The organism is Clostridium sp. 1001271B_151109_B4 (assembly GCF_015670405.1).
In the GTDB taxonomy this organism is placed as follows: domain Bacteria; phylum Bacillota; class Clostridia; order Clostridiales; family Clostridiaceae; genus Clostridium.
In genome coordinates this window covers 1-14,515 of record NZ_JADPBQ010000003.1, presented here as the reverse complement: position 1 = coordinate 14,515, position 14,515 = coordinate 1, and the positions used below count along the sequence as shown (strand labels likewise).

The following is a 14,515-nucleotide window of genomic DNA, read 5'->3' as shown; positions in this document are numbered from 1 at the left end:
TATGGAATTAATTTTAGCTACTAGAAAAAGTGCATTAGCTCAAACACAAACTGAAACAGTAATGAGGCTATTGAAGGAAAAAGAAAATATTGATAGTAAAAAACTTTTAGTAGTTACAGAAGGAGATAAGAGACTTGATGTATCGCTAAATAAAATAGGTGGTAAAGGTTTATTTACAAAAGATATAGAAATAGCATTATTAGAAAATAGAGCTCATGCAGCAGTTCATTCAATGAAGGATGTACCATATGAAATGGGAGAAGATTTTGAGTTAATTGCAATGCCAGAAAGAGAAGATGTTAGAGATGTATTAGTCTGTAGAAATGGATTGAAATTAGAAGAGCTACCTAATGGAGCAATAATAGGAACAAGTAGTATCAGAAGGGCAGCTCAAATAAAATCTATAAGAAATGATTTAAATATAGTTCCTATAAGAGGTAATGTTGGAACTAGATTAGATAAGATGAAAAACGAAGGTATGGATGGAATAATACTTGCAGCTGCAGGATTAAAGAGATTGGGTATGGAAGATATAATTACTGAATATTTAAATCCAGAAATATTTGTGCCAGCAGTTTCTCAAGGAGCACTTGGAATTGAGTGCTTAAAAAATGGTGAGTATAATAAATATTTTAGAGAATTAGATAATAAAGATGTAAGAGTAACTGTAGAGGCTGAAAGAAGTTTTATGAGAGAATTAAATGGTGGATGCCATAGTTTAATTGGTGCATATGCAACTCTTAATGGAAATGATATATATATTATTGGAACATATGAGGTAAATGGTACAATAGTTAAAAAGGATATTTTAGGCAAAAAAGAAGATAATATTGAATTAGGAAGAAAATTAGCTCAAAAAATATTAAAAGCATAAAAGTACTAATGATATAACAGAACTTAATGAAAGTAGGAATTAAATATGAATGGAAAAGCTTATATTATAGGGACTGGACCGGGAGATGAAGAATTATTAACTGTAAAGGCAGTAAAGGTATTAAAAAAATGTACAGCAGTACTTTATGACAGATTAGTTTCTAATAATATTTTAAATTATTTAAATGATGATTGTTTAATTTATTATTGTGGAAAGGAACCAGGTGCTCACTATAAGACTCAAGAAGAAATAAATGAAATGATAGTGAAACTTGTAAAAGAGGGACATATAGTTGGAAGAGTTAAAGGCGGAGATCCTTATGTATTTGGTAGAGGAGGAGAAGAAGTTTTAGCTCTTGAAGAAGAACATTTAGGATTTGAAGTAATACCAGGTGTAACTTCACCAATAGCTGTATTAAATTACGCAGGTATACCAATAACTCATAGAGGAATTGCACAAAGTTTTCATATTGTAACTGGAATGACAGGAACAAATGAAAAGCTTAATTGGGAAGCGCTTGCAAAAGAAAAGGGAACACTAGTATTTATGATGGGTCTTGAAAATATAGAAAGAATAGTATCAAACTTAATTTCTAATGGAAAAGATAAAGAAACATCTGCAGCAGTTGTAATGAGAGGAACATCAGCAAAGCAAAGAAAAGTAATAGGAACTTTAGAAAGTATTGCTGATAAGGCTAGAGAGGCTCAGCTTAAGTCTCCATGTATTATAGTTGTAGGAGATGTTGTTAATTTAAATGAAAAATTATCTTGGTACGAAGAAAAGCCTTTATTTGGAACAAATGTCTGTATTACTAGATCAAGGGAACAAAGTTCAAGTTTAAAAAGTTCTTTAAGTGACTTAGGGGCAGAAGTAACTGAAATTAATTCTATTAAGATTAAATCAACTAAAGAAAATTTAAAAGAATATTTAGATAAGTTACCAGAATATGATCATATTATTTTAACATCAGTAAATGGAGTTAATAATTTCTTTGATTATTTAATTGAAACAGGATATGATGTTAGAAATATAAAAGCTAAATTTTCAGTTGTTGGAAAGGCTACTAAAAAAGCATTAATAAGTAGAGGAATAGTACCTTTTGTTATGGCAAGAGAATTTGTAGGTGAAGGATTATTTAAAGTATTAAAGCCACATTTAGTTGAAGGGGAAAAAGTTTTAATTCCATGTTCATCAAGTAGCAGAAGTTATTTATACGATGAAGTAAGTGCATTGGGATTACAAGTAGATAGAGTGCATACTTATGACACTGTTTGTGGAACAGTAAAAAATAAGAGAGTATTTGATGAAGTAGATTATGTACTATTTACAAGTCCTAGCACAGTGAATAATATGATTGATATGTTAGGTATTGAGGCTATAAGAGAAAAGAAACTTATAGCAATAGGACCACAAACAGCAAAGGCAATAAGTGCAAATAATATGGAATGCTTTGTTTGTAAAAAGCACTCGGAAGAAGGATTCCTTAAGGAAATAATAGAGTTCAAGGAGGCAGAAAATGTTTAGAAGAGGGAGAAGGCTAAGAACAAATTCTGTAATAAGAAATTTAGTTAGAGAAAATTCATTAAGTGTGGATGATTTTATTTATCCAGTATTCGTAGTTGAAGGTAATAACATAAAAAGAGAAATAAGTTCTTTAAAAGGGAATTACCATTGGTCAGTAGATAAGTTAGATGAATTAGTTAAAGAATTAAATGAAGCAAATGTTAAATCAGTAATTTTATTTGGAATTCCTGAGCATAAGGATTGTGTTGGTAGCGAAGCTTATAATGATAATGGTATAGTACAAAAAGCTATTAGAAGATTAAAGGAACTTGATAGTAATTTATATATAATTACAGATGTTTGTATGTGTGAATATACTGATCACGGTCATTGTGGTATTTTAGATGATCATAATGTTGATAATGATAAAACATTAGTATATTTAGGTGAAATTTCTTTATCTCATGCTAAGGCTGGAGCTGATATGGTTGCTCCTTCAGATATGATGGATGGAAGAATTGGATATATAAGAGAAGTTTTAGATAAAAACGGATTTGAAAGTTTACCTATAATGAGTTATGCAGCTAAATATTCATCTGCATTTTATGGACCATTTAGAGAAGCAGCTGGTTCTGCACCAAGCTTTGGAGATAGAAAGGGCTATCAAATGGACCCAGCAAATTCTAGAGAAGCAATGGCAGAAATTGAAGCAGACTTAAATGAAGGTGCAGATGTAATAATGGTTAAACCTGCAATGTCTTATTTAGATATAGTAAAAGAAGCAAGAGAGAAAATTCATGCTCCTATTTGTGTTTATAACGTAAGTGGTGAATATGCTATGGTTAAAAATGCTGGTGAAGCAGGATTGATTAATGAAAAATTAGTTGCATTAGAAATGCTTTTATCAATGAAGAGGGCTGGAGCTAAGATGATAATAACTTATTATGCATTAGAAGCAGCTAAATGGCTTAAGGAGGATAAATAATATGTCTAACAAGGAAATTTTTGAAGAATCAAAAAAATATATGCCAGGAGGAGTTAACTCTCCAGTAAGAGCATATAGAGATATGGGCATAGATCCTCCAGTAATGAAGTCAGGAAAAGGTGTAATATTAACTGATGAAGATGGTAAAGATTATATAGATTTCGTACTTGCATGGGGACCTATGATTTTAGGGCATTCTAATGAAGATGTAGTAACTGCAATTAAAGAAATGTCAGAATCAGCAATTGCATTTGGAACACCAACTGATTTAGAGCTTAAAATGAGTAAGTTCTTATGTGAGGAAATGGATAATGTTGAAATGGTTAGATTCGTTAACTCTGGTACAGAAGCTACAATGAGTGCTATAAAGCTAGCTAGAGGATATACAGGTAAAAATAAAATAATTAAATTTGCAGGATGTTATCATGGACATTTTGATGGATTTTTAGTTGAAGCTGGCTCAGGAGTATTAACTGAAGGAATAGCAGGATGTTTAGGTATACCAAATGATAGTATTAAAAACACTTTAGTTGGTGTATATAACGATATGGAGCAAGTTAGATCTTTATTTGAAGCATATGGAGACGATATTGCTGCAGTAATTATCGAGCCAGTTGCAGGAAATATGGGAGTAGTTAAAGCAGAAGACGAATTTATGGAAACTTTAAGAGTATTATGTGATGAATATGGTTCATTATTAATATTTGATGAAGTTATGAGTGGATTTAGAGTTGCTTATAAAGGTGCTCAAAGTTTATTTAATGTTAAACCAGACTTAATTACTTATGCAAAGATAATAGGTGGAGGACTTCCTTGTGGCCTTTATGGTGGTAGACGTGATATAATGGAAAAATTATCACCAGTAGGAGGAGTATATCAAGCTGGTACTATGTCAGGTAATCCAGTTGTTATGGCAGCTGGAATGGCAACTTTAAATATACTAAAGGCTAATCAAGGGATTTATGATCATATAAATAAGCTTGGTGAAAAGCTACAAAGTGGAATTGAAGATATTGCAAGAGAAAAAGGAATTAAATTAACAGTTAATAGAGTTGGGGGAATGATGACTATATTCTTTACAGATAGAAATCCTGTTAGAACTTATGAAGATGCAAAAAGCTGTGATTTAGAAATGTTTAGGAAGTATTTCTTGCATATGAATAAAAACGGATTTAATATACCACAATCTCAATTTGAATCAATGTTCTTAAGTGCAGTTCATACTGAAGAACACATAGATAAATTCTTAGAAACATTTAAAAGATTTCAACCATAAGGGAAGTAAATAATTAGTAGTCTTTAGATAGTTAAGACTTAATAGTTTTGAGTTAATAGTTGAGGAGGAAACTCCTTGGGGAGCTTCAAAAAAATATTATAAATTCAGCCTAATCAGAATTTATTCATTAACTATTAACTAAAAAAGGTGGGGGATTTTATGAGTAAAGCAATAGTTTTAGTGGCATTTGGAAGTGCGAATTTAGAGGGAATTAAACAAAGTATAGGATTATTAGAACAGGATTTAAATGAATATTTTGCTGGAGAGTATACAGTACTTAAGGCATTTACATCAAATAAAATAATTGAGCTTTTAAAAGAAAGACATGAGTATGTTATTCCTCATTTAAGTAAGGCATTATTTAACTTAGTTAACCAAGGATATGAGGAAGTTATAATACAGCCATTACACATAATGAGTACTAGTGATATAAAACGCATCGAAGAAGTAGTTGATGAGTATAAATATTCTATGAAGAGAATAGTGATTTGTAATACTTTATTTTCTAATGAAGAAGAAGCTTTAATAAAAGAAAGTAATGAAATAGCAAATATAATTTGTGATGATTCAGAGGAAAATGATATATTGTTAGTTGGCCATGGATCTAAGAAAAACTCAAATAAAATATATGATGTTATTACAGAAGCTGTGAGAAAGCAATCTAATAAAAAAGTTTATTTAGCAACTTTAGAAGGTGAAAAAACTTTAGATTTGGCGATTGAAGAAATACTAAAAGATGGCACTAAAAAATTAATTTTAAAGTCTTTATTTATAATTCCAGGAAAGCATGTAATTGATGACATATTAAATAGTAATGATTCGTGGAGCAAAAAAATAAAATCCAAGGGTATAGAAATAACTATTGGTAAAAAGTCATTGTTACAATATGAAAAAATAAGAGCAATGTATATTACAAAAATAAATAAAATAATTGAAAGTTAAGAAAAGAGTAAAACTCTAGTTAAATTATTAAGATTTGGCTAGAGTTTTTTTGTTTATAAAATTAAATAATGAAGGAAAAAGAAATAGATATTAATTTCTGCTAGGTAATTAATAAAATATGAGTTTTTTTAATTAATATTTCTATTTATTTAAAAAGTAAACCTTTATCTTTAATAGTTTGAGGAATTTTAAAAGCATGGAATTTTTTGTTTGAAAAAAGTAGAAAAAAGTTGTATCATATATAATTGTGATAAAAAAATACAAAGATTATAAATTAGGTAGAGGTGTAGAAATGTATAAGAGAGAAATTGATAATTTAACTCACTCTGCAGAAGTAAAAATTGGCTTATTTAATAAGAGTATAGCTAAATATTTAACATCTGCATTCTTAGGAAGCTTTTTTGTAAGCTTAGGAATTATGTTAATTTATACAATTGGCGGAACAATGCATCATGCAGGCGCTGAAACTTACAAAATATTAATGGGAGCATGCTTTGGTGTTGCTTTAACTTTAGTATTTATGTGTGGCGGAGATTTATTCACTAGTAATGCAATGATAATGACTGTTGGAGCTTTAGAAAAGAAAGTATCTTGGTTAGATGCATTAAAAATCTGGATTGCAGTTTGGGTTGGTAACTTGATAGGTGGTGTTGTAGGGGCATTACTATATGTACAAGCTGGACTTGCTAGTGGAAAAAGTGAATATATCGGAGAATTTATTGTAAATAATGTTGCTACAAAGATGAATACACCAGGGATGGAATTATTCCTAAGAGGTTTATTATGTAATGTATTAGTTTGTTTAGCAACTTGGTGTGCATATAAATTAAAAGAAGAAACAGCAAAAATATTAATGATTTGGTGGTGTTTATTTACATTTATAACTGCTGGATTTGAACATAGTGTTGCAAATATGGGCTTCTTAACTATGGGATTATTATTACCACACGGAGCAGATGTTACTATTATGGGAATGGCTCATAACTTACTTTGGGTTTCATTAGGTAACTTTGTTGGTGGAGTATTATTTGTAGGTTTACCATATTACTTTATAACTAAAGAAAAGAAGAATTCTTAATAATATTATTGATGACAGCTATTAAATATAGCTGTCATTTTTTTATAAAAAATAAAGTTGACTAAAATAGTAAGAAATAATATTGACAAATAATAATTATTAGTTGATAATATTAATCGAGAGGAAACTTTAATTACATTTAAATGGAGGAAGAAATAAAATGAAAGCATTTGTAGATGAAAATGTATGTATTAGCTGTGGATTATGCGAAGGTGTCTGTTCAGACGTATTTTCATTAGATACAGGGGTTGCAGTTGCAATTGAAGGTGAAATTTCAAGCGATTTAGAAGATTCAGTAAGAGAAGCTTGTGATGGATGTCCAGTACAAGCTATTTCTATAGAAGAATAATAAGTACTTGAAATAATTAAAGGTTAAAAGTAGATACAAAGGAGATGAAATTATGTCAAAAGTATGTTTATGTAGAGGAATAACAGAGGAACAAATAGTTGAGGCTGTAAAGAATGGGGCGACTTCTTTTGAAGAAGTTAAGGAAGAAACTGGTGCAGGTGCTGGTGGATGCCGTGGCGGAAGATGTAAATGTAATATCGAATTATTAATAGAAAAAAATAAATAAATTTTAAGTAAAAAATAGTAGAGGTATATTAATTTATACTTCTACTATTTTTGTTAATCAGAAAATAAACTATTTAATATCATACCTATAATAACTAAGAAAGTCTCTATATAGCCAATAGTTGTTGGAAAAGTAGTTTTTAATATTAAAATTTCATCAAGAAGTGTGAAAATAACCTCTCCAGATTGTGTTGCTTCAATTACGGCAAGTTGATGATTATTATTTTTAATAAGTTCTGTAGCTTTAAAAAATAAAATTGTAGCAATTACTCTAAAAAATTGACAAATTCTATTAGAAAATGTCCATTTAAAATACAATTATTCTACTGTATAAATCCATCCTTCAGGTGCTTCAATATCACCAAATTGAATTCCACAAAGAATTCTATAAAGTTCTTTAGTTACAGGACCAACTTCAGTTTCACTGTAGAATACATGAAGTTTATCTTTATATTCTATTCCTCCAATTGGAGTTATAACTGCAGCAGTTCCGCAAGCTCCTGCTTCTTTAAATTCATCAAGGGAATCTATAGGGATTTCTCTTTCATATACAGGCATATGCAAGTACTTTTCTGCAATTTCCATTAAAGAATATTTTGTAATACTAGGTAATACTGAAGGTGATAATGGTGTAACAAATTCATCATTTTTAGTTATCCCAAAGAAATTAGCAGCCCCAACCTCTTCAATATTAGTTCTAGTTGCAGGATCAAGGTAAATACAATCTGCAAATCCTTTATCAGCAGCTATTTTATGAGGATGCATTGAAGCAGCGTAGTTACCACCTACTTTTTGTCCACCAGTACCGTGAGGAGCAGCTCTGTCATAATCAGCAATCATAAAGTTGCAAGGAGTAACTCCACCTTTAAAGTATGCTCCAACAGGTAAGCAGAAAACACAGAATATATATTCAGGAGCAGGTTTAACTCCAATATTATCTCCAACACCTATTACAAATGGTCTTATATATAATGTACCACCAGTTCCATATGGTGGAATGTAATCTTCATTAGCTTTAACAACTTGCATGCAAGCATCTATAAATTTTTCTACAGGAATTTCAGGCATAAGAAGTTTTCTAAGGCTTGAATTAAGTCTTTCAGCATTTTTATTAGGTCTGAAAAGTTGAATTTTTCCTTCTTTAGTTCTATAAGCCTTTAATCCTTCAAAACAAGATTGTCCATAGTGAAGAGCGCAAGATGCTTCACTTATTTTAAGCATGTTATCTTCTGTTAAATGTCCATTATCCCATTTACCATCTTTCCAATTAGAAATGTAACGAAAGTCAGTTTTAATGTATTCGAACCCCAAGTTATTCCAATCGATGTTTACTTTTTTAGTCATTTAAATCGCCCCTTTTTTGTACGTAATTTTTTATGATTAGTTCATTTAATTTTTAAGATAAGTTAAAAAGCAAATTCTTTCTACTAGTATGTAACCACTACTAAATGAAGAGTGGGTTTAATTTACAAGTTGAAATTTAGAATCTTACTTATGTTTAATGCATTATCTTAATTATTTATTTTACCACTAATGTAAAAAATCTTAAATAGTGAGATAATAAATTTATTGATATATATATGTTCAAATATATATTATAATATTAATTAAATGGTAAAGATGAAGTTGTTTTATTAAATGAGAAAGTAGGAGGAAAAGTTATGAATAGAGAAGTAATACGTACTAATAATGCACCTGGGGCAATAGGGCCATACTCACAAGGAATAGTAGTTGGGGATTTTGTTTATACATCAGGACAAATTCCACTAAATCCTGCAACTGGAGAGTTAGTAACAGATATTAAGCTTGCAACTAAGCAATCAATGGAAAATGTAAAAGCTATATTAGAAGCTGCAGGAACATCATTAAATAATGTTGTTAAAACAAGTATATTTTTAAAAGATTTAAATGATTTCGAAGCAGTAAATGAAGTTTATGGAACTTATTTCACTGAAAATAAACCAGCTAGAAGTTGCGTGCAAGTAGCAAAATTACCTAAGGATGCGGTAATAGAAATAGAAGCAATAGCTGTAAAATAAAAAATATAGTGTTTAAATAGTAAAAATAAATATTAAAAAATAATAATTATTAATAAAAAGGCCTTTAGGGCTTTTTTATTTTGTTTAAATATAGTAAATTATATAATTGATGAATAGAATTATTAAGTAAAATAATACTATAATACTAAAGATAATGATATTTTATATATGGAGGGGGTTTATTCTATGAAAGGGAATAAGAGGAAATTAGGTGCTGTATTAATAAGTATACTAATTACAATTGGAATATTCGCCGGTTGTGAAAGTAAAGCTGGTGAAGAAATAAATATATTAAATTATGGTGCTAATGCAGCAGAAGGAGTCTATAAAGAATTCCAAAAAGCAACGGGAATAAAAGTAAATGAAAAAACTTTTGATGATATGCAGTATATGTATCAAGAGGTTGCTAGCGGAAAGGTAGATTATGATGTTATTTTAGTTTCGGATGATATGGCTGAAAAGATGATAAAAGAAGAATTGCTTCAAAAGATAAATAAAGATAATATACCTAATATAGTAAATATGAATGAAGGGGATATGGGTAAACCATATGATCCTAATAATGATTATACTGTACCATATATGAACGGTACAATTGGATTAATATATAATACTGAAGTTATTGATGAAGACATAACAAGTTGGAAGAGCTTATTTGATTCTAAATATAAAGATGAAGTATTTATGTTTGATAATATGAGAGATACAATTGGAGTAGCTTTAAAAACATTAGGATATTCATTAAATTCAACTAATGAAGAAGAGTTAAAAGAAGCTGGAGAATTATTAATAAAGCAAAAGAAAGAATTAAATCCAACATATGGAGCAGATGAAGTTTTAGATTTAATGAGATCAGGGGAAAAATCTATTGCTATGATTTGGTCAGGAGAGGGATTAAACTTAGAAGCTGAAGACGATAGATTTAAATATGTAATTCCAGAAGAAGGTGCTGATTTCTGGTTAGACTCTTGGGCAATTCCTAAGTCTGCAAAAAATGTCAGCGGAGCAGAAAAATTTATAGATTTTATGAGTAGTAAAGACATAGCGTTAAGAACAGCTGATGAAATAGGATATACTACACCACAAAAGCAAGCTATGGAAGAACAAGCTGATGAAATTAAGAATAATGAAAATGCATATATGCCAAAAGAAATATTAGATAAGTGTGAAGGATATAAGTTTTTAGATAAGGAGAATTTAGAATTATACCAAGATGTTTGGATTAAAGTTAAAAGTTAAGATAATTAGATAATATTCACAATAATACTTTGTGGAAAAACTAGAGTGTATAGTATATAATATTTGTAAAAGGACATGAGCTTAGGAGGAGAGAATATGGATAAAATAATTGACTTTAATGAGCTTAAAAATAGGGTTAATGATAAAGATGTAGATCAATTTGAATCATATATTTACAGTTTATATTATAAGGTTGCTGAAGGAAAGCTATCTATGGCTGATTTTTCAAACCAATTAACTGAGTATATGGTACAAAATAATATTTCTCAAGATAAGTTTTTAAAAATGCAAACTAAACTTATGGAGAGATATGGAATAGATACTACAGGCTTTGAGGAACAACTTAAAAGTTTAGGGCTGAATAATATTTCAACTGATCCTAAAGATTATGAAAAGGTTAGAAGAACTTTAGGATTTCAAGAAAAATATAAAGATAGACTTAAGGTAAAAGGTGCAACTGAATATAAAATAAATAACGATAAAAATAATCTTATTATTCTTTTAGATGAACATAACGTTATTTTAAAAAGCACTGGAAAAATAGACTTAGCTGACAATGAATTAAATGAGTTTTTATGTTCATATAAAAAGACAGTTGAGAATAATGTGCTTAAAATTTCGCTTTGCGAAGATACAAGAGAATATGATTACTAAAAATAGAAACAAATTTCTATTTATTTTGACTAAATTTTATGTATAATTAATAAGGGAGGTAGCCAATTTACAGTGGCAAGTGACAAATAAAGAGTTATTAATTAAGCTTAGTGTATAGGTTTAATATATAATTTGAAAGTGTCTAATTGCAACTAAGAGATTGGATGCACCCTTATTTTAATGTAAAAAAATAAATTTATATAAATATAGTTACTATAAATTTTACGTTGCTGGAGGATGAGAATGAGCGTTTTAACAGTTAAAAATATCAGCCATGGATTTGGTGATAGAGCAATTTTTGAAGATGTATCATTTAGATTACTAAAAGGAGAACATGTAGGGCTTATTGGAGCAAATGGTGAGGGTAAGTCTACATTTATGAATATAATTACTAGTAAGCTAATGCCTGATGAGGGAAAAGTAATTTGGAGTAATAGAGTTAGAGTTGGTTATATGGACCAACATGCAGAGCTTGCAAAAGGATTAACTATAAGAGATGTCCTTAGAAGTGCATTCCAATACTTATTTGATATGGAAGCTGAAATGAATGACCTTTATGGAAGAATGGGTGAAATGGACGAAGAGGAAATGAATAAGGCTTTAGAGAGAACAGCTGTTATTCAAGATATGTTAGATAATAATGGATTTTACGTTATAGATGCTAAAGCAGAAGAAGTTGCTAAGGGGTTAGGGCTTTTAGATGTAGGTCTTGAGAGAGATGTTACTGAACTAAGTGGTGGACAAAGAACTAAAGTATTATTAGGAAAGCTTTTACTTGAAAATCCTGATATTCTTTTACTAGACGAGCCTACTAACTATTTAGATGAAGCTCATATTGAATGGTTAAAGAGATTCTTACAATCATATGAAAATGCATTTATTTTAATATCACATGATATTCCATTCTTAAATTCAGTTATTAACTTAATTTATCATGTGGAAAATAGAAAGCTTACTAGATATGTTGGGGATTATTATGAATTCCAAAGAATTTACGAAGCTAATAAAGCACAATTAGAAGCTGCATATGAAAGACAACAAGCAGAAGTTGCACAACTTAAAGATTTCGTTGCTAGAAATAAAGCAAGAGTTGCAACAAGTGGTATGGCAAAGGCTAGACAAAAGAAGCTTGATAAGATGGAAATGATTGAACTTGCAGCTGAAAAACCAAAGCCAGAATTCAACTTCTTAAAGGGAAGAACTTCAGGGAAGGTTATATTTGAAACTAAAGATTTAGTTATTGGATATAATGAGCCTTTAACTAAGCCTCTAAATCTTTATATGGAAAGAGGACAAAAGATAGCTTTAGTTGGAGCAAATGGACTTGGTAAGACTACACTTTTAAAGAGTTTAATGGGATTAATTCCTTCATTAAGTGGAGAAGCTAACTTAGGTGAATATCAACAAATTGGTTATTTCGAACAAGAAATAAAGGATGCAAATTATAATACTTGTATTGAAGAAGTATGGGAAAAGTTCCCTTCAAAAACTCAATATGAAGTAAGATCAGCTCTTGCTAAATGCGGTTTAACAACAAAGCATATTGAAAGTAAGGTATGTGTATTAAGTGGTGGAGAGCAAGCTAAGGTTAGATTATGTAAGCTTATTAATGAAGAAACAAATATCTTAATCCTAGATGAGCCTACTAACCATTTAGATGTTGAAGCTAAAGAGGAATTAAAGAGAGCTTTAAAGGAATATAAGGGAAGTATTTTACTTGTGTGCCATGAGCCTGAGTTCTATAAGGATGTTGTAACAGATATTTGGAACTGTGAGGAATGGACATTATTCGTACCTTAAGGAAGTATTTTAATTTTATAGTTAATATATAATAGAAGTCGCTAATTAAGCGGCTTTTATTTATATATTTGTTATTTTGTACTAAGATTGAAGTCTATTTAAATATTATATAGCATAAACCAATTTTGGATTATGACACAAACCATTTTTGGGTTATGCCTTAAACCAATTTTGGATTATGACACGAACCATTTTTGGGTTAACAAATACTATTCTATTATTACTATTCTAATATAACTATTCTACTATTATTTTTTTTATAAAATCAAAGATAAAAATATAGTCGTGATATTTATTTTTTTAGGTGATATAATAAAAATACAGTAAAACAGAGTAATTAAAGGAGTAATAAAAATGGAAACAACATTATGTATTAAAGATAGTTTGTTATTAGATGATAGATTAAAAGCCAATGAAGTATTTGTATTTCTGCAATTAGTAAGATTATGTGATAGAGAAACTGGAATATTAAATATTAGTGCTAAAGACTTAATGACGGAATGTAGAGCAACTAATAAACAAAGATTATTAAATTACTTAAAGAATTTAGCAGAATGTAATTATATAGAAAGATTAGAGAATGAAAATAAAAAAGCAGTTTATAAAGTTAATAGAGAATATTTTTATAAATAGATGGTAGAAAATACTATCTATTTTTTTATATAAAAGTGTTGCTTTTTAGAAACACATTGTATATAATAATAAATGTAGCCGATAGGAAACATATCTAATAGTGGATATACAGTTTATTCCTTAAACTTTCAGTATTGAAGCACCAAGAAAAAACAAATGATAAACAAAGATAAAAGGAGTGAGCAACAATGAAGTTTAACATTATGGGATTTAATCAAGAAGCGTTAGTAAATAAATACAATAACTTAAATGGAAATGACCTAATAGTTTTAAGAACTATGGTGGATATATTACCAAGAATGACAAGAACGATTGAAGTTGAAGGTAAAGAATTTAAACAATTAACATATGAATTACTTTTAGAAGATGTACCATTTATAACTCAATCAGTATCAACTTTAAAAAAGGTAGTTCAAAAATTTGTAGATAGTAATTTAATAGAAAGATATATTTTAAATAAAGGTGGTAAATTTACTTACTTTAGAACAACAGAAAATTTAGAAGAATTACTTTACAAAGAAGAAGTTGAACTAGTTAAGGAAGTTAAGAAAAGGGAGAATAAAGGAGAGAAAATAGAGGTATTAGAAGGACAAGTAACAGTTGAAGAAGTTATAAAAATAAATGAAAAGTTAAATTTAGTTAATGAAATAATTACAGTTGGACAAGCATCTACAGAACTACAAGAAATAATTGAAACTAAGAGCATAGAAGAAGTAAAAGAAGTTATTGAAGAAGTTAAATTAACTTCAAATGGTTCAGTAACTAGCAAATATGTTTTAAATGCTTTTAAAAATAAAAATGCAGTAGATGAAGAAAGAACAACTAAAACCACTAAATTCGTAGAACATTGTCCAGCTAGAGAGGGTTTAGAAGAAATTTATAATTCATTAGAAAATAAATTGTTAGGTTGGGATAAAC

16 protein-coding genes are annotated in these 14,515 nt (G+C 29.2%); 14 read left to right on the top strand and 2 right to left on the bottom strand.

What is annotated here, in order from left to right; translation table 11 throughout:
* Position 1 precedes the first annotated feature (1 nt).
* The 8 genes from hemC (at position 2) to I4V63_RS02795 (ending at position 7,233) form a co-directional block, all read left to right on the top strand.
* Positions 2–874: a hydroxymethylbilane synthase gene (hemC, locus tag I4V63_RS02830; RefSeq protein ID WP_195999790.1), complete on the top strand. Its 873-nt coding sequence runs from the start codon at positions 2–4 to the stop codon at positions 872–874.
* A gap of 45 nt (positions 875–919) precedes the next feature.
* A complete protein-coding gene (gene cobA / locus I4V63_RS02825) occupies positions 920–2,398 on the top strand; it encodes a uroporphyrinogen-III C-methyltransferase (protein WP_195999789.1) in 1,479 nt (492 codons plus the stop codon).
* The gene (hemB, locus tag I4V63_RS02820; protein WP_195999788.1) at positions 2,391–3,362 is read left to right on the top strand and encodes a porphobilinogen synthase; all 972 of its coding nucleotides are present in this window, start codon (positions 2,391–2,393) and stop codon (positions 3,360–3,362) included. The genes cobA and hemB overlap by 8 nt, the downstream gene beginning before the upstream one ends.
* Position 3,363: 1 nt before the next feature.
* Positions 3,364–4,638: a glutamate-1-semialdehyde 2,1-aminomutase gene (gene hemL, locus I4V63_RS02815; RefSeq protein ID WP_195999787.1), complete on the top strand. Its 1,275-nt coding sequence runs from the start codon at positions 3,364–3,366 to the stop codon at positions 4,636–4,638.
* Between the two features lie 159 nt (positions 4,639–4,797).
* Entirely contained in the window at positions 4,798–5,580 is a 783-nt protein-coding gene (locus tag I4V63_RS02810) for a sirohydrochlorin cobaltochelatase (protein WP_195999786.1), read from the top strand.
* Between the two features lie 292 nt (positions 5,581–5,872).
* Positions 5,873–6,658: a formate/nitrite transporter family protein gene (locus tag I4V63_RS02805; protein WP_195999785.1), complete on the top strand. Its 786-nt coding sequence runs from the start codon at positions 5,873–5,875 to the stop codon at positions 6,656–6,658.
* A 160-nt stretch (positions 6,659–6,818) separates the two neighbouring features.
* A complete protein-coding gene (locus I4V63_RS02800; RefSeq protein ID WP_042395164.1) occupies positions 6,819–7,007 on the top strand; it encodes a ferredoxin in 189 nt (62 codons plus the stop codon).
* A gap of 52 nt (positions 7,008–7,059) precedes the next feature.
* Positions 7,060–7,233: a (2Fe-2S)-binding protein gene (locus tag I4V63_RS02795; protein ID WP_042395161.1), complete on the top strand. Its 174-nt coding sequence runs from the start codon at positions 7,060–7,062 to the stop codon at positions 7,231–7,233.
* Positions 7,234–7,286: 53 nt separating this feature from the next.
* On the opposite strand, the gene I4V63_RS02790 is transcribed toward I4V63_RS02795, so the two are convergent.
* Together I4V63_RS02790 and I4V63_RS02785 are read right to left on the bottom strand one after the other, a co-directional pair.
* Positions 7,287–7,550, bottom strand: coding sequence for a multidrug resistance efflux transporter family protein (locus tag I4V63_RS02790; protein WP_195999784.1), 264 nt, complete (start codon positions 7,548–7,550; stop codon positions 7,287–7,289).
* Positions 7,551–8,576: a branched-chain amino acid aminotransferase gene (locus I4V63_RS02785; protein ID WP_195999783.1), complete on the bottom strand. Its 1,026-nt coding sequence runs from the start codon at positions 8,574–8,576 to the stop codon at positions 7,551–7,553.
* A 317-nt stretch (positions 8,577–8,893) separates the two neighbouring features.
* Between I4V63_RS02785 and I4V63_RS02780 the strand changes: the two genes are divergently transcribed.
* The 6 genes from I4V63_RS02780 to I4V63_RS02755 all read left to right on the top strand — a co-directional run.
* Positions 8,894–9,271 carry a RidA family protein gene (locus I4V63_RS02780; RefSeq protein ID WP_195999782.1) on the top strand — a complete coding sequence of 126 codons (378 nt, stop codon included), beginning with the start codon at positions 8,894–8,896 and terminating at the stop codon, positions 9,269–9,271.
* Positions 9,272–9,457: 186 nt separating this feature from the next.
* Entirely contained in the window at positions 9,458–10,510 is a 1,053-nt protein-coding gene (locus I4V63_RS02775) for a spermidine/putrescine ABC transporter substrate-binding protein (RefSeq protein WP_195999781.1), read from the top strand.
* A gap of 96 nt (positions 10,511–10,606) precedes the next feature.
* Positions 10,607–11,164 (top strand): DUF3867 domain-containing protein, encoded by a 558-nt coding sequence (locus tag I4V63_RS02770; RefSeq protein ID WP_195999780.1) that lies wholly within the window; start codon positions 10,607–10,609, stop codon positions 11,162–11,164.
* Positions 11,165–11,407: 243 nt separating this feature from the next.
* A complete protein-coding gene (locus tag I4V63_RS02765) occupies positions 11,408–12,964 on the top strand; it encodes an ABC-F family ATP-binding cassette domain-containing protein (RefSeq protein WP_195999779.1) in 1,557 nt (518 codons plus the stop codon).
* Between the two features lie 354 nt (positions 12,965–13,318).
* The gene (locus tag I4V63_RS02760) at positions 13,319–13,597 is read left to right on the top strand and encodes a hypothetical protein (RefSeq protein ID WP_195999778.1); all 279 of its coding nucleotides are present in this window, start codon (positions 13,319–13,321) and stop codon (positions 13,595–13,597) included.
* A 188-nt stretch (positions 13,598–13,785) separates the two neighbouring features.
* Positions 13,786–14,515 (top strand): hypothetical protein (locus I4V63_RS02755; protein ID WP_195999777.1); only part of this gene is annotated, 730 nt, incomplete at its 3' end.